The organism is Flavobacterium limnophilum, from assembly GCF_027111315.2.
Lineage (GTDB): Bacteria > Bacteroidota > Bacteroidia > Flavobacteriales > Flavobacteriaceae > Flavobacterium > Flavobacterium limnophilum.
This window is the reverse complement of record NZ_CP114289.2, coordinates 3,796,235-3,817,659: the sequence shown is the minus strand read 5'-3', so window position 1 is coordinate 3,817,659 and position 21,425 is coordinate 3,796,235. Positions and strand designations below refer to the sequence as shown.

The following is a 21,425-nucleotide window of genomic DNA, read 5'->3' as shown; positions in this document are numbered from 1 at the left end:
CAAAATCTCGCATTATTTACAACTTATATGATTTTATTATTTTGTTGAAGTTTTTGGACCTAATAAAATTATGTTTGATTTTATTAACTTGAATCTTTTCTAAAAATCCTAAACTTTCAAGATTATTTAAATCCATTCTTGCAGTAAAATTTGAGACACTAAATCTATTTTCAATTTCTTTACTACTAAAAACTCTATCTGGGTCTTCATTTAAAATTTTTAATATTTGGGCTTGTCTATCGTTTACGTTTGGAATTTTAATAAATTTTGCAGCTTGAACTACCTCTTTTTGTTTTCTACCAATGTATTCTTTCAAACTAATGAAAGCTTTTTCCATAGTTTTTAAATGATAGGTAATAAAATAGGTTACATCATTTTGATCTATTTCGGTGTATAAAAATGCTTTCTCATATTGATTTTTTGTGTCTTTAATAATCGTTGAAATGGTAAGATATTCTGTTAACCAATAGCCTTTTTTTAGCATATACCAATAAAAAAGAACTCTAGCTGTTCGACCATTTCCATCACTAAATGGATGAATCCACCCAATCATAAAATGGATTATAATTCCTTTTATGATTGGATGTATGAATACTTTTTGTTCATTATTAAAAAAATCACATAATTCATTAATCAAACCTTCTATTTCTTGATGATTTGGTGGAGTATGAACTACTTCACTATTAGAATAATTTACAACATAAACATCGTCATTTTCTCTAAAAACCCCTTCTTCTTGTTTGTTTTCTAACGTGTTATATGAAATCAAATTATGAATATATAGTAGCTTTTCTGGAGTTAAATCATCTGATTTATGTTGCACAATATGTTTCATTGTAACAAAATTATTCATAATCATTTGTTCAGACTTACTTTTAGGCTTCAACTCTTTCTGAATCATTTCTTTTGCTTTTTTTCGAGTTGTGTTGGCGCCTTCCATCTGACTACTCGAAATCGCTTCTTCCATAATAGAGCTTATCATAAACTTTGTTTTATCAGTCTCGGCAATTCCTACATTACTTCCTAGATTACCTCCAATATTCAAATCACAATAATGCAGTAACTGTTGGATATAATCGGTTGTAACAAACTGAAATTCTGTGTTTCCAAAATTTATTGTTTGAGCATTTATGGCTCTTCCAATTTTTATGGCGTTCCAATATTCTTGAGGACTAGCAATCTTGGCTCTATATTTTATTTTATCCCAATATAAATACGCATCATTTATTTCCTTCAACTCTCCATTATCACGTAATTTAGTAAACAAAGCATAAACTTGTTCATCATATTTAAATGCTGGTGGCGACTCCATCATAAAAGTTTTTTTGGCTAATTTAGTAAATAATGCGAGATTATCTCAAAATCTCGCATTATTTACTAAATTATTTTCTTTGAACTAAAATAATATCTTTGAAACTTAATTTGCGTGAAATGGATATTTTATTCTACTATTTTTTGATTTTAAATGGAATCGCTTTTATACTAATAGGGTATGACAAACATTTGGCAAAAACCCAGAAACAAAGAATTTCGGAGCGGATCTTGTTAACTTTTGTTCTCTTTGGAGGAACGATTGGTTCGGGATTAGGAATGCTTATTTTTAGACATAAAACAGCCAAAAAAAGCTATCTTTTAAAATTTTGGCTGATTGTAATTGTGCAAATTTTGATAGGCTGGTTTTATTTATACAAGTAAAAATGACGAGATTCTGGTAAAATCCCGCCATTTTTGTTAATGTGCCATAAAATATCTAGTGACTTATTTCTTCGGTCTCAACACCACCGATGCTTTGGTAAAATCCGAAGAAGCGTTGATTACGTTTCTATATTCCTGATAGGTTTCTTTTGGGTAATTTATGGATTTATAAATCTCGAAAACCTCTACAATCAATTGATTCCCTTCGACTTTTGCGGTGGATTTGAAAGAACAATTTTTGCTTTCGTCTCCGCCCATTTTCTTGTCAATTACCAAATCTTTGAAACTTTCGACCTCGTACCCTTTTGGAATGTCAAAAATTATTTTGTGTTTGAATGTTTTGGCATAATTTAAATCCACATCCCATTTTCTTTCTGTTTCTTGGTATAAATTGGCTTGTTTCCCAATCATTTTTCCGAGGTTTACCAGCACCAGATTTCCGGCATTTTCGGTTAAGGATTCTTTGGCTTCAGCCTTTACTTTTATGGTATATGGCGTGTTGGTATAATTGTATTTGAACTCTTGGTTTTCGATTTCATAGTTGCTTATTTTTACATCAAAATCATCTCCAAACATCCTTTTCTGGATGTATTCCGCGAGTTTTTTCTCGTCTTCGTTTTCTTTGATGTATTTCACCCAATTCCTGTACAACTGACCGTCATATCCTGTATGTGAATACGTTTTATCGATGGTTGCCGTGGCCAAATCTTCTGAAAGCGAAACGGTGCTTTGCGATTCGTTTACTGTAAATTCAGCCGGAGCAATTGGAAATGTTATTTCATAATTCTCTTTAATGGCAGGGTAATATGTTCTGCCTTTTGAACCTTGCACTTCATACATTGGATAACCATAACACAAATATTTCTCATAAGGGGAAAAGAATTTTTCAGTTTCAATAATGTAATACATAAATTCGTGAGAAAGCGGTACAACAAATTTTTCTGTATCAACCTCTCCATTGAAACGCGACATTCCAACTACCACTTTATAAGGAATTTTTAATTCTTTGAGTGTAAATCCATACAAGTCGAAAACATCACCACCAGTTAATTTTTGTTTTCCGCTGTTTAAATTAGTGACTTTTTGGGCGGTTTCTCCTTTGCCAATAAAATCGAAATTAGTTTTTATGTATTCATCGATTTTGATTAATTTTTCCTCTGTTGATTCGGTTCCAATATTTAAATTTTGGATAAATTCTCTCGCTTGGTTTTTCTTAAAATATTGAAAAGACGGCTTAGAAAGATATTTTGGTAAAAAAGTACTCCAATTATAAATATCCATTCCTGAAGTCGAGACCATATAAATTAACTTGACTAAATTCTTTATGTTTCGAGCATTCTGTTCTTCTTTATAAGGCGGAATATTGCTTGCAGTTAATATGGTTTTACTGTTGGAACCACTTTTTTGAAACTCCGACGAGGCAAAAGTTTCAAATTTTACTCCTTCTTGAGTGTGCGTAAATTCGGCAAATAATACTGGAATTTCTTTCTGGAAAACTTCAACGCCATAGGACATTGGGTTTTCTTTTATGATAAAATAATACTCCAAAATATCTCCTGCTTCTACTCCTTCAAAAACAATCGATTTTACTTTATCCTCCGTTGTTTCGATAATTTTTTCTTGCGGCAATATTTTTATTTCGCCATTAGGTTTTATAACTCTAGCGTGAAAATCACGAACGTCTCTAATATATCCGTTGTCTTGGGCTTTGATTTTGTTGTATTTATTGATTTCTTCGGCTTTGTTGATTTTTATGGCAAAGTGGTTCATTCCAAAAGTTGCGAAGGCATAACCTCCTACTCGTGTGTGAATCCAACGTTTGTCTAACAAAACCACTGCGGGTTGGTTTTTGTATTCTTCAGGAATCTCTTTGAAGGTTGGTTTTTCGTCCCAGGTATAACTTTTTATTTCTTGGGAATAACTTTGAAACGACAATAAAATGACGAGAATCAGGGCGATTTTTTTCATTATTTGGACAGAATTATGGATTGGTTGTATTGTTTGGTCAAGGTTTTTATGAATGAATTCCAAAGGGTAAAATCTTTGGTTTCCAACAGTAATTTTTTCGATTCTATTTTTTGGGTTACTATAATCGTTTTGTCCAGAACTTTGTATTGAATGTCGAAACTTCCCAGTTCGTTTTCCATTTTGGCATTTTCGGGCAAAAATTCCACTTTATAATCTATGGGCAATTGATATTCGTATTTAATTTCGTAAAAATGGGCAAAGTCATTTTCGATAGCATATTTCCTCTTTTCTGTGTCAATCAAGCTTTCTTTTAAAGGGAAAAGCAACAGTGGTTTCAACAACAATTTGCCATTGACATCTTTGACGCCATTTTCCAATTTCAATTTGAAATTTGCCTTTGAAGGCAGTTCTTGATAGTCGTTTTTTTGCAATTCTTGAATCTCCAACTGGATTTTTTGGTTGTTTTCCGTAAGGATGTTTTTCCAAATTTCATTCCCTTTTTGGTTGTAGGCGGAAAGAGTATTTAACAAATAACTTTTCGGCAATCCGGAAACCGTTGCCGTTGCCTCTCCCACAATTTGATTGTTTTCGAGATTCAATTTCATTACGATAGTGGTTGCATTCTTTTTGAAATCTACTTCTGGAACGACTTCAATTTTAAAATCCTTTTCGTTTTTGCCTATCAAAGCTTCTTTGCCTTGAATAAAAGCCGAAGGAAACAAAAACGGGCAAAACTTATCGGTGGCATCCAAGAAATAACTTTTACCGTCAATAACAACATTGGTAATCATGTGGTTGTCCACTTGTGGTGTTGGTACATCTTCGTAAGTATAAGGCTTGTGGCGAGTTCCAATCCAAGTGAGATGGGAGTCCAACTGGGCATATAGCAACATTTGGTTCAAAAGATTGGCCATATCCTTGCAATCTCCATATAATTTTTGAAAAATATCCGAAGCTTCCCTGGGAACAAAACCTCCCATTCCGTCTTCAAAAGCCACATAATGTACATTTTGCTGCACCCATTGGTAAATTGCCTTTGCTTTTTCAAAGTCGGTTTTTTTATCTTTTATCAACTCCAACGTTTTGTCTTTCAATGCCGTTTGATCGGTTTTGTTGATGTCTTTTACGAGCGAATAATACCATTGGTACAATTTTTCAGGCGTTCCCAACAATTCCTCTTTTTTGCCCGCTATTTCATAACTTTTGATGTAGTAAATAAGGTGTGGCATAAAATAGAGAGAGCTCGGCATATTTTCTTCTCCTTCAAATTCGGGAATGTCTTTGGCTTCCCAGGTGTAAACGTCCAGATTTCCTTCCCTAGTTTTCGTGAAAACTATTTTGTCTTGGTGATTTCCGAATAACTTGTATCCAATTTCCGTGGAGGATTGGCATCTAATTTGGAGTTTTGCAGTTTCTGTTTTTATGGGATTTTGAAACCGAAAGCTGGATAAAAAACGAGGTTCTTTGAGTTTGCTTTTATACGAGAATTCAATTGTGGAATTGTCCTCCACCTTTGGCATCACAAAGTATTTGTATTTGTTGTCGCTCTTGTAAATGTTCTCATATTCGGCATCGAACGTTCCTATGGAATAAGAACTCAAATCCACTTTTTTATCCGTTTTGGCGACATAAGTCGATCCTTTTATGTTTGAAATTTCGCTAAAACTGTCAAATGGAATTCGAATAGAATATTCCTCGGTGTTTTTGCTTTTGGAAATAGCCCTGCTTTCATTTGTAAAAGTTTCTATTTCCAAAGTTTTGCCGGAATTAATGACTACTGTTTCGTTGCTGTAAACTATTTTTGATTTTTCCTGGGAATACAATTGAAAAGAAAACAAAAACAATACAAGATATTTTTTCATTCGATATTAATTTGAGGTAAAAATAAAAATAATTCTTACTTTATTCGTTGTGTCATGAATTATTTTTTTTAGCAGGATTTCTAAAACTAGAAAACCTAAGTAATCCTACTTTAAACAGCTTTGCCAATTCAAATAAAAAAAACGTTAATCGAATGAATACAAAAAAACCCGGTTTTTCGACCGGGCTTATACCATTTTTGGTGCAAAGCACCCGATTTTTATAAAATCTAATCCTGAACAATAAAATCCTTGGAAACTTCTTCCCTATTGTATTCCGGTTGAATATTGATGTGATTGATTTGAAATTTATCGAATAAAATGTGCTCGATTTTATGCAGTATTTCGTTGAATTCAGACATTTTTATGTCTTCGGAGCAATCGAGATGCGCTTCGAGATGCAATTCTTCCTCGTTGAGATACCAAACGTGAATGTGGTGCAATTTATCCGCACCTTCTATTTTATGTACTTCGCTAATAATTTCTTTGATGTCGATATGCGTTGGCGTAAAAAGCATCAACATTTGGGTGGATTCTTTTAATAAATTAAATCCAACTATTAGCAAATAGATGGCAATAAGCAATGTCAATAAGCTGTCAACCCAAAACCATTGAAAATATTTCATCAACAATCCGCCAACCAAAACGGCTACCGAAGCCAACATATCGGTAAACAAATGCAAATAAGCCGATTTCATGTTCAAGTTTTTATCGGCATCGTTTTTTAATAACAGTACCGACAAACCATTGGCAAGAATTCCTAAAATAGAAAGCCAAATTACCAACCCAGACTTTATTTCTTGAGGATTGAAAAACCGTTCGATGGCGCCATAAACCAAAAACAAAGCCACAATGATCAAAGTCATTGCATTGACAAAAGCGGCAATAAGTTCGGCTCTTTTATAACCAAAAGTTTGATTGACAGACGCTTCTTTTTTGGCCAATTTATTAGCAACAAAACTAAAAACCAGAGAAAGAACATCGGAAAAATTGTGTAATGCATCTGATAGCAAAGCCAAACTTCCCGAAAGAATTCCGCCAATAACCTGCGCTACCGTAATAACAATATTTAAAATAATCGAAAATAGCAAGTTTTTACCTTCTACTTGATGATGGTGGTGGCCGTGATTATGGCCGTGATGGTGTTCCAAAATATATTAACAGCTAATTTTATCTACTCTAGTTTGATGTCTTCCTCCTTCGAATTCGGTGTTCAAGAAAGCATCCACCATTTCTATGACTTGAGGAATTGAAGTGTAACGAGCTGGAATACTTATAATATTGGCATTGTTGTGTTGACGCGTCAAGATGGCGATTTCTTTCATCCAACAAAGTCCTGCTCTAACTTTTGGATATTTATTTACCGTCATGGCAATTCCGTTTCCGCTTCCGCAAATCACGATTCCAAAATCAGCTTTTCCTTCAGAAACATCTGTCGCAACGGGATGACCAAAATCAGGATAATCAACAGAAGCATCTGTATCGGTTCCATAATTAGTTACTTGGTGTCCTTTTGATTCTAAATATTGAACAATGGCTTTTTTATATTCCGGTCCTGCGTGGTCGTTTCCTATGGAGATTTTCATAATAAATTGAATTTTGTTCGGCAAATTTAGGGAAAGAATTGCTTATTTTTTTAATATATTCCTTTAAATATATAACAGTCATAGTATTAATAGACTGTGTTTTAATGAAGAAGAACATTACCAGTAATTCACAAAAAAAAAAGTTTCCTGAGTAATTTAAATGTTAAATTTTTGTAATGTTAATAGTGTTTCTTAAATCGTTGATAATCAGTTAACCTTAAATTAACATTAAATGTTTATAACTTTGGATAGAAAATTAGAACTATTTCTTGTTGGTGTGAAATAAAATCGTAATCCAAAACCGAGATGGAAAAACCTAATTTAGTTTGGTCAATTTTTAGAAAAGTTATTGATAGAAAAAACGTTATTGTTAACAAAATTTTAAAAACAACTTATTTACAAATTTCATAAATATTCAATTATCAACAACTGTTGACAGCTTTTTAAAATGTCTTTAAAATGAATGATTTAGTTTGCCATAACTATGTTAATAAGTCAACATAATAACACATAACTACAAAATAAGCCTTTTAAAAATAAAGTTATTGCAACTATTAACACACTATAATAACCATTAAAAAATTAATTTAATTTCCTTTTTCTTTTTGTTATTTTAAATATATGTTGACAACTTTGAAATTTTAAACGATTTTCAAATTATTATTTAATTCATCCAAAATCCTTTGAACCTTTTCAAAATCGTTGGGATGAATTTTGAGTTTGATTCCGCCGTATGCAAAACTTGCAAAAGGATCAATTGATATGATGTATTCGTTTTCGAAAAAAAAACGTATTTCTTCCTGATCCAGAATATGTCTAAGTACCACAATTTCATGCGGAAAATTAAAAATAGCTATCGTTTGAAAACTTTCCATTATGCGTTTTTTTGTAAAGATACGAAAGATATATTTTCATAAATTAATAAGAATATTTTTTAAAAAGTTTATTAAGTATGCATTATATGTTTAAATTTGAACCCATTAATTAAAAATTAACTTATATAAATTATTAAAATGAAGAAAAATTATCTATTATTAATAGCAGTATTTTGTTTTAGTTATATTCAAGCCCAGAATATAAGTACTTTAGCCGGTTCTACTTCTGGTTTTACCGATGGAACAGGAGCTGCTGCTCAATTTTCAAATCCACTTGGTGTTTGTACCGATTCAAATGGTAATGTTTTTGTCGCAGATTCGGATAATTTTTCAATAAGAAAAATTACTCCATCTGGAGCTGTGACTACTTTTGCAGGTTCTACTTCAGGTTATGTTGATGCTACAGGAACTGCTGCTAGATTTGGTTTGGTTTATGGAATTTGTATTGATAAAAATGATAATATTTATGTGTCTGATAATACTAAAATCAGAAAAATTACCCCGGCGGGAGTAGTAACTACTTTTGTCGGTGCACATTTATCAGGTTATGTAGATGGAACTGCAACGGAAGCGCGATTTTATAACCTAGGTGGTATTTGCATTGACTCTAATAATAATATTTATGTTGCTGACAGTCAAAATCATAAAATACGATTAGTTACTTCGGCAGGAATTGTAAGTACTTTAGCAGGTTCTACAGATGGTTATGCAGATGGTACAGGCACATCAGCTAGATTTTCACAACCTGGAGCTATTTGTACAGATAGTAATGGTAATGTTTATGTTGCTGACACAGGTAATAATAAAATCAGAAAAATTACATCTGCAGGTGTTGTAACTACTTTTGCTGGTTCTTCTTTAGGTTTTGCAGATGGTACAGGAACTGCAGCAAAATTTTATGCTCCTTATGGTATTTGTATTGATGCTACTGGAAATTTTTATGTTGGAGATTATGGAAATAACAGGATTAGAAAAATTACTTCAGCAGGAGTTGTGACTACTTTTGCCGGTTCCACATCTGGTTATATTGATGGAACAGGTACTGTAGCAAAATTTAGTCGTCCTTGGGGTATTAGTATTAGTGTTGATGGTAGTATATATATAGCAGATAGCTCAAATAATAAAATTAGAAAAATTATTATTAGTAATTTGGGAGTAAACGATACTAAAAAAATTGAAAAATTTACTATTTATCCAAATCCAACTGCGAGTGTTTTAAATATTCAGTTAGATGAAATAAGTTCTGATGCACAATTAAAAATATCTGATGTTTTAGGAAAAACAATTTTATCTAAAAAAATAGAAGCTACCCTAATTACTATCAATGTAGAAAATTTTAAAAAAGGAGTTTATTTTGTAACGGTTTTTAATAAAGATAAAAAAGTAACTCAAAAAGTTATCCTAAATTAATAAATTTTGTTTTCTAACATAAAAAGGTTTGCATTTTGCAGACCTTTTTTGTTTTATTATAGTTATTAAAGGATTACTGAATACAATTTTGTAATTTTAAGCCTTTAAGAAAAGATTATATGAGTAAAAAACTGAAAAAACCAGTAAAAAAAGAGAAAGATTTCTCTGAAAATATTTTAAAAATACTAGCTCAAAATGCGAATAAAGCATTTAACTACAAGCAAATAGCCGCTATTTTAGAAAAAGATGATACCAAAAGCAGAAACGAAATCATTCGAGATTTAAAGATTCTAGCTTCCTCAAAAAAGATAATCGAAACCGAACCAGGAAAATATTTAGTCAAAGCTATTAGCCAAGATTATTACGAAGGAACAATCGATATGACGGGAAGAAAAACCGCTTATTTTGTTTGTCCTGAATTGGAAGAAGATGTCTTTATACCGACCAATAATTTAAACCGGGCTTTAGACAAAGACACTGTAAAAGTTTATGTTTACAACCGTCGAAAAGGTAGAAGACCTGAAGGTGAAGTAATTGAAGTAGTCGAAAGAGCCAAAACTGATTTTGTGGGTGTAATTGATATCCAGAAGAATTTTGCTTTTGTTTCGACTGCCAATCCCAAAATGTACACCGATATTTTTATTCCAAAAGACAAATTAGGTGATGCCGAACAAGGCGATGTCGTTTTAGTTCATATCGAAGATTGGCCCAAAAGAGCCGATAGTCCATTTGGAACCGTAATAAAAGTTTTAGGTAAACCTGGAGAACACGATACCGAAATTCACGCCATCTTGGCTGAATATGGTTTACCGGCCGAATTTCCGGTAGAAGTAGAGGTTTATGCCCAAAAAATTGACACGACGATAAATGACAGCGAAATTGCAAATCGTCGCGATATGCGCGATACATTGACGTTTACGATCGATCCAAAAGATGCCAAAGATTTTGATGATGCCCTTTCTTTCAAAAAATTGGAGAATGGAAATTACGAAATTGGAGTTCATATTGCCGACGTTTCCTACTATCTTCAAGAAGGAACCATTCTGGATGAAGAAGCATATCAACGCGCCACTTCGGTATATTTAGTGGATAGAGTAGTGCCAATGTTGCCAGAAGTTTTGTCAAATTTTGCTTGTTCGTTGAGACCAAGAGAAGAAAAATATACATTCTCGGCCATATTCGAAATCACCGAAAAATCACAAGTGGTTAATCAATGGTTTGGAAGAACGGTGATTTTTTCGGATCAACGATTTTCGTATGAAGAAACCCAACATATCATAGAAACCCAGGGCGATATCATTCCAGATGAAATATCAATCACAGGAAAATCCCACCAAGTTTCAAAAGAAATTGTTGCTGCAACTTTAAAACTAGACAAATTAGCCAAGATTTTACGTAGAAATAGAATGAATGATGGCGCTATTTCATTCGACAAAGTGGAAGTAAAATTCAATTTGGACAACGAAGGCGAACCGGAAGGCGTTTATTTCAAGATTTCAAAAGATGCCAATCATTTGATTGAAGAATTCATGCTTTTGGCCAATAGAAAAGTGGCGGAATACATTGGAAAACAAAAGAAAACCTTCATTTATCGTATTCACGACGAACCGAATGAAGACAAATTAATAGCTATGCAAACCGTGATTGCAAAATTCGGTTACAAAATAGATTTTAGGAATAAAGGTGATATTTCAAAATCATTGAATCAATTAATGGCCGATGTTAATGGAAAAAAAGAGCAGAATTTAATTGACACATTGGCTATTAGAACAATGAGCAAAGCCAAATATTCCACGGACAATATTGGACATTATGGATTGGCTTTTGATTATTACAGCCATTTTACTTCGCCAATTCGTCGTTATCCTGATGTTATGGTACATCGATTATTACAACATTATCTAGACGGAGGAAAATCTGTAGATGAAGAAAAATACGAAGCAAAATGTTTGCATTCTTCCACCATGGAAGGTTTGGCATCCAATGCCGAGCGTGATTCCATCAAATATATGCAGGTAAAATACATGCAGAATCACAACGATCAAGAATTCTTGGGCGTAATTTCTGGTGTTACCGAATGGGGAATTTTCGTTGAAATTATCGAAAATAAATGTGAAGGAATGGTTCGAATTCGTGAAATAAAAGACGATTATTACACTTTCGACGAAAAACAATATGCCTTGGTTGGTGCCACCACAAAAGCTTTGTTGCAATTAGGAGACGAGATTTACGTTAAAGTTAAAAATGCCGATTTGGTTAAAAAACAATTGGATTTTAATTTTATAAGAAGAAACGATTAAATTTTAAAAAAAATGAAAAAGATAATTTTAATGCTATTCGTGTTGGCAACACAATTAAATTTTGGTCAAACATCAATTAAATTGGCTGATTTTGACGAGTTAAAAGTGTTTGACCAATTGAATGTAACTTTAGTTCCCTCTAATGAAAATAAAATAGAGATTAACGGAACAAACCAAAGCAACGTCGAAACAGTAAATAAAAATGGCTTGTTAAAAATCAGGATTTATTTAACCAAAATATTAGAAGACAATAAAGACCTGAAAGTAACTTTATACTTCAAAAAACTAGAAAGCATAGATGCCAACGAAGGAAGCAATATATATTGCAATACTATTTTCAAACAAATTTCAATGGATTTATCTACCCAAGAAGGCGCTCACATAGAAGCCGATCTTGACGTTGAAAACGCATCAATTAAGGCTTATTCAGGCGGAATAATTAGTTTAATGGGTAAAGCGGTCACTCAAAAGGTTTCCATCCATTCAGGAGGTATTTTAAAAGCCAAAGATTTGGTAACTTCGCAAACCACAATCAATATTTCTGCGGGAGGAAATGCCGAAATAAACGCCACAACTCTTGTCGATGCCAAAGTAAATGCCGGCGGTTCCATAACCATTTACGGCAAACCAAAACAAATAAAACAACAGGCTCTTGCAGGTGGAAAAATAACTGAAAAATAACTAAATTCCCCGAAAATTTCTTTCGGGGAATTTTTTATAATTCAATAAATACATCAAATTTTTAAAGTTTTTTTTAATGTTAAATGATATTTTATCTGGAATTCCTTGGGGAATTTTTTTAAGTTTTATGATTGGCCCTGTTTTTTTTATATTATTGGAAACCAGTATTATAAAAGGATTTAGGGCTGCATTGGTATTTGATTTGGGAGTTGTTTTAGGTGATATTCTTTTTATAACCATTGCCTATTTGGGAAGTTATAGATTGATAACCAGTTTAAAAGATAACTCGGCGCTGTTTATGTTTGGCGGGATATTGATGCTGGCTTATGGCGTCATTTCGTATATAGGATTACACAAAGAAAGGAAGATTGATACCAAAAAAATTGACAACGAAATCATCAGGAAAGATTACTTGGGTCTATTTATAAAAGGTTTTTTCCTGAACATTATCAACATTGGAGTATTGGGATTTTGGTTGGCCGTAATTATTTCGGTGGGACCAAAATTAGAAATGCAAAACTCCCGAATGTTGACTTTTTTCACGACCGTAATTCTCTCTTATTTACTGGTTGATTGCATCAAAATTGTATTGGCCAAGCAGTTGAAAACAAAAATGACACCAACCAATATTCTTAAAATAAAGAAAATAATAAGTATTGTTTTGATGATTTTTGGAATCGCTTTAATTGTTCAGGGTTGGTTTCCAAACGAAAAAGAGAAGTTGAAAGATGCTTTGGAAAGGATTGATGAGTAATTGTTTAAAATAAGAAAGAATGAAATTAATTTCAATAGAAAAAACAGTAACATTTTTAGGAATATTAAATCTAATATTTTTTATGTATTTCCTTTTTTTTGGAAAACAGGGCGGTTGGTTTATAGTTGATTTTCCATATTTCTTTGGTGAATTGATTCTATTTTATAGTCCAATAATCTTTACTATTATTTCATTAGGTGTCTTTATTTTTGATTTTTATAAAAATAAACAAAAAAACTGGTATTGTTTTTTTATGTTGGCAATAGCTTATTTAGCTGTTGTAATTTTTGTTGTAGGATCTGTTCATAGACCTGCACATTAAAATTATGACATTTAGACAAATAATTAGCCACAAAAAAACCCTCAAGTTTCCTTGAAGGTTTTAGAGGCATCGTCCGGATTCGAACCGGAGTAGGAGCTTTTGCAGAGCCCAGCCTAGCCGCTCGGCCACGACGCCAATTATTTATTGGTGTGCAAATATACTAAAAAAGTTAAAAAAGGAAAGCAATAATTACAAAGATTTAAAAATTCATAATTATCTTAATTTCGATATTCCTCCATTTCTATGGTAACTGCTTCAACATCACCGCCAATAGGAGGATTTAATTTTGAAACCCCTAGTGTAATTCTCGAAATGGAAGCGACTTCGTCGAAAATTCTTTTGATAATTCGGTGGGCAACGTGTTCCAAAAGTTGTGATCTGATAGCCATTTCTTCCTCGACAATGCGGTTCAAAAGCACATAATCCACCGTATCTTCCAGATTATCGGAGAGTGCCGATTTACGTAAATCGGTTTTTACTTCCAAGTCAACCGAATAATCAGAACCAATTTTTCCTTCTTCGATTAAACAACCGTGATAAGAGTAAGTTCGGATATTCTTTAGTTTTATAATTCCCATTTTTATTTAATTTTAGCCAAAAAAGGTAATAAATAGTCGCTAATTATTGCTTCAATATAAACAATTTTATTTTCTTCATCTACTTTGAAAAATACTTTATAAGGAAATTTTTGCACAGGTATTTTTCTTATATCACCGAAATCAGTTTGATGAAAAGGATTTACTTTCAAAGATTCAATTACTTTTCTGACTTCATTATAAAATTTATCTCCTAATTCATTAGATAAATTTTTATAATAAATTCCTATTTCATTCAAATCTTGTTCAGCCCAAAAAAGTATTTCAATGACATATTTATCCATTGAAATTCCATTTTTTATCCAAATCTTTCTTTACATCTTCCCAACTTCTGTAATCCTCTGGTTTAGCGTTTTTCATACGTTCTAAAACCATTTCTTGTTGCCATAAAGGAATCTCATTCGTGTTTTTTTCTTCAACCATAACTTCTGGTTCTGGTGCTAAAAAAGACATCAATTTTTCGTAAAAATCATCTGGGATTGTAATAGTTAATCGTCTCATAACTTTCAATATTTATACAAAAATAGGAATAAATTTAATTGAAAGTCTATTATCTTCAAGCCTATTATCTGCATCTAATTTTTTACATTTGCATTTCAATTTACAAAATTATGTCAACCGAAGAAAAATCCCTTCATTTTATAGAACAAATTATAGAAGACAGCTTAGCAAGCGGTTTTCCCCAGGATAAATTACGATTCCGTTTTCCCCCAGAACCTAATGGGTATTTACACATTGGTCACGCCAAATCCATTTGTTTGAATTTTGGTTTGGGTCTAAAGTACGATGCACCAGTCAATTTACGTTTTGACGATACCAATCCAGCCAAAGAAGAGCAGGAATATGTTGATGCCATCAAGGAAGATTTGCAATGGTTGGGCTTCAATTGGGCCGAAGAACGTTACGCTTCCGATTATTTTCAGCAGTTGTACGATTGGGCAATTGTAATGATTAAGAACGGAAAAGCTTATGTTGACAGTCAATCTTCTGAAGATATGGCGGCTCAAAAAGGAACACCTACGCAACCAGGAGTTGATGGACCTTACAGAAATCGTTCGGTTGAAGAGAATTTGGCTTTGTTCGAAGGAATGAAAAATGGCGATTTTCCGGAAGGAAGTCACGTTTTGCGTGCCAAAATTGATATGGCTTCGACCAATATGCTGATGCGTGATCCTTTGATGTACAGAGTGTTGCACCGTCATCATCACAGAACCGGAAATGATTGGAAAATCTATCCAATGTATGATTATGCACACGGAGAAAGTGATTATATAGAACAAATTTCACATTCCATTTGTACTTTGGAATTTGTGATGCACAGAGAATTATACAATTGGTTTTTGGACCAAATTTATGATGATAAAAAGGTAAAACCCCACCAATATGAATTCGCTCGTTTGAACTTGAATTACACCGTAATGAGCAAGCGAAAATTATTGCAATTGGTTCAAGAAAATATAGTAAACGGTTGGGATGATCCAAGAATGCCAACGATTTCAGGATTAAGAAGAAGAGGTTACACACCAGCTTCCATTCGAAAATTCTGTGATATAATAGGTGTTGCCAAGCGTGAAAATATAATTGATGTTTCGCTTTTGGAGTTTTGTTTGCGTGAAGATTTGAACAAAACTGCTCCAAGAGTAATGGCAGTTTTAGATCCAGTAAAAGTCGTTATTACCAATTATCCTGACGGAAAAGAAGAACTTTTGGATGCCGAAAACAATCAAGAAGACGAAGCAGCAGGTTTCAGAAAAGTACCTTTTTCCAAAGAATTATACATCGAAAGAGAAGACTTTTTGGAAGTGGCTCCAGCCAAATTTTTCCGTTTGTCTTTAGGAAATGAAGTGCGTTTGAAAAATGCTTATATCATTAAAGGAGAATCTGTTGTAAAAGATACAGAAGGAAATATTACCGAAATTCACGTTACTTACGACACAGATTCTTTGAGCGGAAGTGGGAGTGAAGCTTCTAAAAGAAAAGTGGCTGGAACCTTGCATTGGGTTTCTATCAAACACGCTGTTGAAGCTGAAGTTCGTTTGTATGACCGACTTTTTATAGATGAAGCACCAGACAGTCACAAAGAAAAAGATTTCCTGGATTTTATGAATCCAAATTCTTTGCAAATCATTAAAGGATTCGTTGAACCGAGTCTTTCTACAGTGAAATCTGGAGATAAATTTCAGTTCCAACGTTTGGGTTATTTCAATGTGGATAAAGATTCAACTGATTCTAAATTAGTGTTTAACAAAACCGTTGGACTCAAAGATGCTTGGGAAGAAAAAGGAAAAAAAGAGGAAAACAGCATCAATAATGCGTTGAAAGAAATCAATAAATATTTCAAAGTTGCCACAAGAGAAGAACGAATTGTCATTAGAAAAGCAATAGGAGAGACCTTGGCCGGAATTGCCAATTATAGTTTATTACAAAATTCTTTCAAGAAGAATATCAACAACAATAAAACGTCTTTGTTGTTTGCCCAATTTATTTTGAAATATTCCAGTTTGAAATTTACTGATTTTGATAAAGAAGATTTAACCAAATTGTATTTGATGTCTTTGCGAAGTGAATCAACATTTGTTCGTTCGAGAGCACTTTTGAATTTACTCAATTTAGAATACGATTTGGATTTTGTAAATTCCTTCAAAGAAGAAATTTTGAAATTAAAATCTAATCCTCCAAAAAATAGAACCGAAAGAGAAACGGAATTTATCGAACAAATTTTAAATAAATAAAAACTATCGAAAGCGCTTTTATAAGCGCTTTTTTTTATTATTTGTTTTTATGATGGATTATTGAAATAATATCAATTTTAACAATCAAAAACGGCTCTCATAAATTGATTTTAAGGCGTTTTTTTAAGTTTTGCAAGCATTTTATCATTACCGAAAAGTTCTGAAAACAAAACGGCTTATTTTGAGTTTTAATAAGAATTGAAGCCATTTTAACGGCTTGTTAACAGTACGGTGTTAATAAATGTTGTAAATTTAGGATATTATTAATTTAACTATAGAAACGATGTCAAATAACACAAATTCAGCATTGGCACTTTTGTTGGGTGCAGCGATTGGAGCAGGAGTAGGAATTTTATTTGCTCCGGATAAAGGTTCAAAAACCAGGGAAAAAATAAAAGATGGTTTTGATGATGCCAAAGACAATTTAAAACATAAATTTGAAGAAGCATCTCATCAACTGAGAAATAAATTTTCGGGAGCAAAATATGACTTGGAAGAAACCTATGAAGATTTGGTTTCAAACATGAGCCATAAAACCGAAGACGTCATTTCTTTCTTGGAAACAAAGTTGGCCGATTTGAAAGAACAAAATGCCAAGCTTCAGAAAAAACAGATGGCTGCCCAAAAGGAAAATTCTTAAACAACTCATTTATGGCTTTCGAAGAACTAAAAGAACATACCGAAGACATTCAAAAACAAGCGAAAGACTACATTGAAAACAGCGTAGCTTATTATAAGCTATGGGGTTTCAAGGTGGCAATGAAATCAACCACGATGATGTTGAAATTTGCATTGATTGCAATGTCGTTGACGATGGTTTTATTCTTTTGTTCAGTTGCGGGAGCTTTTGCCATCGGACAAGCGTTGGATAGTTATGCGTTGGGATTTCTAATCGTTGGCGGAATTTATCTTGTCTTGACCGGGCTTTTATTTTTAATCAAGGATAAAGTTGTTGAAGGGCCAATATTGGAGAAATTTTCAGAAATCTTTTTTAACGACTAAATTATGGAACCAAAAAAATATTCGTCCTACGCAGAAATAGAGTTGGAACTGGAAATTCTGAAATTGGAAAGAGAATTAAACCTTCAGAAAATAATTTTGGATGTTGAAAAGACAAAAGAAAGCCTGTTGCCCAAGAATATAATAAAGAGTTTCTTGGGAGATTATAAATCGATTTTATCAAACTCCTCGGGAATGATACTCAACATAGCGATTCCGTTGCTGATTAATAGGTTAACAAAAAGAAAAAGAGGCGATTAAGCCTCTTTTTTATTGAAATTATACTAAAGTTAAACCCCAGTTTCAGGTTCTTCAGGAGCTTGATATTCTGAAGAATGATTTTCTGTTTTTGGTTTCGTTCTTTTGGTTTTTTTCATCATTTCTCCCACTTGGTTGGAAGCAGAAAATGAAGCCACCATATTGTTCAACATATCGCTTCCGGCTTGCGGAGAATTAGGCAACAATATCAAATTGGAATTGGTGTCTGCACCAATGGCTTGCAAAGTATCGTAATGTTGCGTCACCACAATCAAGGCTGAAGCTTCTTGCGAATTGATACCCACTTTGTTTAAAACATCCACACTTTCGACCAATCCACGAGCAATTTCGCGTCTTTGGTCAGCTATTCCTTGTCCTTGTAAACGTTTGCTTTCCGCTTCTGCTTTGGCTTTGGCCACGATTCTAATTCTTGAGGCTTCTGCTTCAAATTCAGCAACGGTTTTTTCCCTGTCGGCAGCATTGATTCTATTCATGGCATTTTTCACCTGAATATCTGGATCAATATCGGTGACCAATGTGTTGATAATTGTGTAACCATAAGTGGTCATTGCTTCGTTCAACTCTCTTTTTACGGCAATCGCAATATCGTCTTTTCTTTCGAAAACATCGTCCAATTTTAGTTTTGGAACTTCGGCACGAACTACGTCAAATACATAAGAAGTGATTTGGTCGTGTGGATATTCCAGTTTGTAGAAAGCATCATAAACGGTTTCTTTTACCACCATAAATTGGACTGATACTTTAAGTTTTACAAATACGTTATCTTTAGTCTTGGTTTCGATAATAACGTCCAATTGTTGGATTTTAAGATTGACACGACCTGCAATTCTGTCAATCAAAGGAATTTTGAGTTGTAATCCAGACTGTCTGATACTTAAAAACTTTCCAAAACGCTCAATGATGATCGCGGTTTGTTGTTTGACGGTAAAAAAAGAAGACAGAAAAATAAATAATCCAAATACAATAATAATAATTAATGTTGGGTTCATAAAAAGTATAATTTAAGTTAAAAAATCAGTGTTAAATTACAAAAAAACTTTAGGTTTGTCTTTATTTAATTTCAGTTTTATGAAAAGATTATATTTCACTGCAGTTTTTGTTTTAATTTCAATGTTTGGTTTTGCTCAATACGAATACAGGGATTCCAACAGGATAGGTATTTTTTTTGGTGTTAATCAATTTACTTTAAATACCAATAATTTCCAAACCAAACCAGGAACGGGTTGGAATGGCGGACTTTCGATGAGAGGAAATTTCTATAATGATTGGGATATGGTTTATGCAATGCAGTTCAGTGAAAACAATTTTTCAGTTGCAACAAAAAGTGGTTTTATATCGGAAGACACCAATTATAAATTATCTTCTGCCCAAATATCTTTACTATTCAGTTATAAAATTGTCGAAAATCATTTGAGTTTGGAGTTTGGTCCTTTAGTTCAAATTAATGGAAAACTGAAAGTGGATCAGGATCAAGAAAACAATATCATTTCTGGAATAACTTTGTTGGCCAAAGACATTGTGGCTATTTCACAATTTAATTTTTATCCAGTAATAGGAATTACCGCCGGTGTTCGTCACGTTCGGTTGAATGTTTCTTATCAATATGGTGTAAACAATATGCTTGGAAATTTAAACAACCAAAATTTAGGTTATAATTTTAAAGGAAATCCAGGTATATTGAATGGAAATTTGATTGTTTATTTATAAAAAAAGTCCCGATTTGATCGGGACTTTTTAGTTTTATATAGTAGTTATCGCTTTTTCAATTCTCTTAATTGTTTCTTCTTTTCCAATGAGTTCCACGATGTCAAATAAATGTGGGCCTTTCAAAGCGCCAACCAAACTCAATCGAAACGGCTGCATTACTTTTCCCATTCCAATTTCGTTTTTTGTCATCCAGTCTTTTACGATGGTTTCGATATTTACAGAAGTAAAATCGGTTATTTCTCCAAGAACTGAAATCAATTCTTGCATTAAGGCCGGCGTTTCCTCTTTCCAGTTTTTCTTTGCTTTCTCGTCATAAGATGTTGGAGGCACAAAAAAGAAATCACTCAAATCCCAAAATTCTGAAACGAAATTCGCGCGTTCTTTTATTAAAGAAACTATTTTTTCCAATACATTTTCAGAAACAGAAATACCTTTTTCAGCAATGATAGGAGCGAAGCTTTTCGCTAATTCTACATCATTCTTTTTTATCAAATATTGGTGGTTGAACCATTTGTTTTTCTCTGGGTCGAATTTAGCTCCTGCTTTATGAACTCTACTCAAATCAAATTTTTGTACCAATTCTTCCAAAGAAAATAATTCTTGTTCGGTTCCGTCATTCCATCCCAATAGAGCCAGGAAGTTGATTACTGTTTCAGGAAAAAATCCTTTCTCTCTGTAACCAGAAGAAATGCCTTCTTCCGTTTTCCATTCCAACGGAAATACAGGGAAACCTAATTTATCGCCGTCACGTTTGGATAATTTTCCGTTTCCGACAGGTTTCAAAATCAATGGTAAATGAGCAAATTCCGGTGCTTCCCAACCAAAGGCTCGATATAACAAAACGTGCAACGGCATTGATGGCAACCATTCTTCACCGCGAATTACGTGTGTAGTTTCCATTAAATGATCATCGACAATATTCGCCAAATGATAGGTTGGCATTCCATCACTTTTAAACAACACTTTATCGTCTAAAAGATTGGTTTCAAATTTTACGTCACCACGAATGATGTCTTGCAGATGCAAAGTTTCGTCAACCGGAGTTTTAAAACGGATTACATAATCTTCACCTGCAGCAATTCTTTTGGCAGTTTCTTCGGCAGAAATCACCAAAGATGTGTCTAATTTCTCGCGATTATGATGGTTGTAAATAAAAGTCTTTCCTTGCTCTTCGTGTTGTTTTCGATGGAAATCCAAAGCCTCGGCAGTGTCAAAAGCATAATATGCATTTCCGGAATTGATTAATTCATCTGCATATTGCTTGTACAAATGTTTCCTTTCAGATTGTTTGTAAGGTCCAAATTTTTCATTTTTTCCAATGGTTTCATCTGGTGCAATTCCCAACCATTCCAAGGATTCCATAATATATTCTTCGGCACCGGGTACAAAACGATTTTGATCCGTGTCTTCAATTCGAAGAAAGAAAACGCCGTTGTTTTTTTTGGCAAACAAATAATTGAATAGGGCAGTACGCACTCCGCCAATATGTAAAGGTCCCGTTGGACTTGGTGCAAAACGCACTCGAACTTGCTTTGACATTTCTGTTTTTTTTTTTGCAAAGATAATTAGAAGTTGGAAGTCAGAAGTTAGAAGTTGGAAGTTTTTGGACAATTAGTCTATATTTTACCTTTAATCAATTTTTAACATCAACAGAATTGAAAA

General features: G+C 33.2%; 22 protein-coding genes and 1 tRNA gene. 11 read left to right on the top strand and 12 right to left on the bottom strand.

Annotated features, from left to right (window positions below; translation table 11 throughout):
- Positions 1-16: 16 nt before the first annotated feature.
- Positions 17-1,315 carry a Fic family protein gene (locus OZP13_RS15840; RefSeq protein ID WP_281297798.1) on the bottom strand — a complete coding sequence of 433 codons (1,299 nt, stop codon included), beginning with the start codon at positions 1,313-1,315 and terminating at the stop codon, positions 17-19.
- Between the two features lie 116 nt (positions 1,316-1,431).
- Between OZP13_RS15840 and OZP13_RS15835 the strand changes: the two genes are divergently transcribed.
- Positions 1,432-1,695 (top strand): DUF1294 domain-containing protein, encoded by a 264-nt coding sequence (locus OZP13_RS15835; protein WP_269243726.1) that lies wholly within the window; start codon positions 1,432-1,434, stop codon positions 1,693-1,695.
- 63 nt (positions 1,696-1,758) lie between these two features.
- Here the strand turns inward: OZP13_RS15835 and OZP13_RS15830 are convergent, their stop codons facing one another.
- The 5 genes from OZP13_RS15830 to OZP13_RS15810 form a co-directional block, all read right to left on the bottom strand.
- Positions 1,759-3,663 (bottom strand): DUF3858 domain-containing protein, encoded by a 1,905-nt coding sequence (locus tag OZP13_RS15830; RefSeq protein ID WP_281297797.1) that lies wholly within the window; start codon positions 3,661-3,663, stop codon positions 1,759-1,761.
- Positions 3,663-5,525: a DUF3858 domain-containing protein gene (locus OZP13_RS15825; RefSeq protein WP_269241080.1), complete on the bottom strand. Its 1,863-nt coding sequence runs from the start codon at positions 5,523-5,525 to the stop codon at positions 3,663-3,665. Before OZP13_RS15825 ends, OZP13_RS15830 begins: the two co-directional genes overlap by 1 nt.
- 227 nt (positions 5,526-5,752) lie before the next feature.
- Positions 5,753-6,673: a cation diffusion facilitator family transporter gene (locus OZP13_RS15820; RefSeq protein WP_281297796.1), complete on the bottom strand. Its 921-nt coding sequence runs from the start codon at positions 6,671-6,673 to the stop codon at positions 5,753-5,755.
- A 6-nt stretch (positions 6,674-6,679) separates the two neighbouring features.
- Positions 6,680-7,108 carry a ribose 5-phosphate isomerase B gene (gene rpiB / locus OZP13_RS15815; protein ID WP_281297795.1) on the bottom strand — a complete coding sequence of 143 codons (429 nt, stop codon included), beginning with the start codon at positions 7,106-7,108 and terminating at the stop codon, positions 6,680-6,682.
- Positions 7,109-7,749: 641 nt separating this feature from the next.
- A complete protein-coding gene (locus OZP13_RS15810) occupies positions 7,750-7,983 on the bottom strand; it encodes a DUF2007 domain-containing protein (protein WP_281297794.1) in 234 nt (77 codons plus the stop codon).
- Between the two features lie 138 nt (positions 7,984-8,121).
- Here OZP13_RS15810 and OZP13_RS15805 point away from each other — a divergent pair, with 138 nt between their 5' ends.
- The 5 genes from OZP13_RS15805 (at position 8,122) to OZP13_RS15785 (ending at position 13,450) form a co-directional block, all read left to right on the top strand.
- Positions 8,122-9,393, top strand: coding sequence for a T9SS type A sorting domain-containing protein (locus tag OZP13_RS15805; protein ID WP_269241078.1), 1,272 nt, complete (start codon positions 8,122-8,124; stop codon positions 9,391-9,393).
- A 119-nt stretch (positions 9,394-9,512) separates the two neighbouring features.
- Positions 9,513-11,693: a ribonuclease R gene (gene rnr, locus OZP13_RS15800; protein ID WP_281297793.1), complete on the top strand. Its 2,181-nt coding sequence runs from the start codon at positions 9,513-9,515 to the stop codon at positions 11,691-11,693.
- Positions 11,694-11,705: 12 nt separating this feature from the next.
- Complete coding sequence (locus OZP13_RS15795; RefSeq protein ID WP_269241076.1) at positions 11,706-12,374, top strand: head GIN domain-containing protein; 669 nt, start codon at positions 11,706-11,708, stop codon at positions 12,372-12,374.
- A 76-nt stretch (positions 12,375-12,450) separates the two neighbouring features.
- Positions 12,451-13,128 carry a LysE family translocator gene (locus OZP13_RS15790; protein WP_281297792.1) on the top strand — a complete coding sequence of 226 codons (678 nt, stop codon included), beginning with the start codon at positions 12,451-12,453 and terminating at the stop codon, positions 13,126-13,128.
- 19 nt (positions 13,129-13,147) lie between these two features.
- Positions 13,148-13,450 (top strand): hypothetical protein, encoded by a 303-nt coding sequence (locus OZP13_RS15785; protein WP_281297791.1) that lies wholly within the window; start codon positions 13,148-13,150, stop codon positions 13,448-13,450.
- Positions 13,451-13,514: 64 nt separating this feature from the next.
- On the opposite strand, the gene OZP13_RS15780 is transcribed toward OZP13_RS15785, so the two are convergent.
- From OZP13_RS15780 to OZP13_RS15765, 4 genes are all read right to left on the bottom strand, one after another.
- Positions 13,515-13,585: transfer RNA gene (locus OZP13_RS15780), tRNA-Cys, on the bottom strand.
- Positions 13,586-13,668: 83 nt separating this feature from the next.
- A complete protein-coding gene (gene folB, locus OZP13_RS15775; RefSeq protein ID WP_269241074.1) occupies positions 13,669-14,028 on the bottom strand; it encodes a dihydroneopterin aldolase in 360 nt (119 codons plus the stop codon).
- A gap of 2 nt (positions 14,029-14,030) precedes the next feature.
- On the bottom strand, positions 14,031-14,330 hold the full coding sequence (locus OZP13_RS15770; protein WP_269241073.1) for a type II toxin-antitoxin system RelE/ParE family toxin: 300 nt from the start codon (positions 14,328-14,330) through the stop codon (positions 14,031-14,033).
- Positions 14,323-14,547, bottom strand: a complete 225-nt coding sequence (locus OZP13_RS15765; RefSeq protein WP_269241072.1) for a hypothetical protein — start codon at positions 14,545-14,547, stop codon at positions 14,323-14,325. Before OZP13_RS15765 ends, OZP13_RS15770 begins: the two co-directional genes overlap by 8 nt.
- A 110-nt stretch (positions 14,548-14,657) precedes the next feature.
- On the opposite strand from OZP13_RS15765, the gene OZP13_RS15760 reads away from it, so the two are divergent.
- The 4 genes from OZP13_RS15760 (at position 14,658) to OZP13_RS15745 (ending at position 18,038) form a co-directional block, all read left to right on the top strand.
- A complete protein-coding gene (locus tag OZP13_RS15760; protein ID WP_281297790.1) occupies positions 14,658-16,778 on the top strand; it encodes a glutamine--tRNA ligase/YqeY domain fusion protein in 2,121 nt (706 codons plus the stop codon).
- Positions 16,779-17,061: 283 nt separating this feature from the next.
- Positions 17,062-17,418, top strand: a complete 357-nt coding sequence (locus OZP13_RS15755; RefSeq protein ID WP_269241071.1) for a YtxH domain-containing protein — start codon at positions 17,062-17,064, stop codon at positions 17,416-17,418.
- 11 nt (positions 17,419-17,429) lie between these two features.
- Positions 17,430-17,780: a phage holin family protein gene (locus tag OZP13_RS15750; RefSeq protein WP_281297789.1), complete on the top strand. Its 351-nt coding sequence runs from the start codon at positions 17,430-17,432 to the stop codon at positions 17,778-17,780.
- 3 nt (positions 17,781-17,783) lie between these two features.
- Positions 17,784-18,038, top strand: coding sequence for a DUF6327 family protein (locus OZP13_RS15745; RefSeq protein ID WP_269241069.1), 255 nt, complete (start codon positions 17,784-17,786; stop codon positions 18,036-18,038).
- A gap of 29 nt (positions 18,039-18,067) precedes the next feature.
- Here the strand turns inward: OZP13_RS15745 and OZP13_RS15740 are convergent, their stop codons facing one another.
- Positions 18,068-19,045, bottom strand: coding sequence for an SPFH domain-containing protein (locus OZP13_RS15740; RefSeq protein ID WP_269241068.1), 978 nt, complete (start codon positions 19,043-19,045; stop codon positions 18,068-18,070).
- Positions 19,046-19,124: 79 nt separating this feature from the next.
- Between OZP13_RS15740 and OZP13_RS15735 the strand changes: the two genes are divergently transcribed.
- The gene (locus OZP13_RS15735; RefSeq protein WP_269241067.1) at positions 19,125-19,763 is read left to right on the top strand and encodes an outer membrane beta-barrel protein; all 639 of its coding nucleotides are present in this window, start codon (positions 19,125-19,127) and stop codon (positions 19,761-19,763) included.
- 33 nt (positions 19,764-19,796) lie between these two features.
- Here OZP13_RS15735 and gltX read toward each other — a convergent pair whose 3' ends face one another.
- Positions 19,797-21,302 (bottom strand): glutamate--tRNA ligase, encoded by a 1,506-nt coding sequence (gene gltX, locus OZP13_RS15730; protein ID WP_281297788.1) that lies wholly within the window; start codon positions 21,300-21,302, stop codon positions 19,797-19,799.
- Positions 21,303-21,425: the final 123 nt, after the last annotated feature.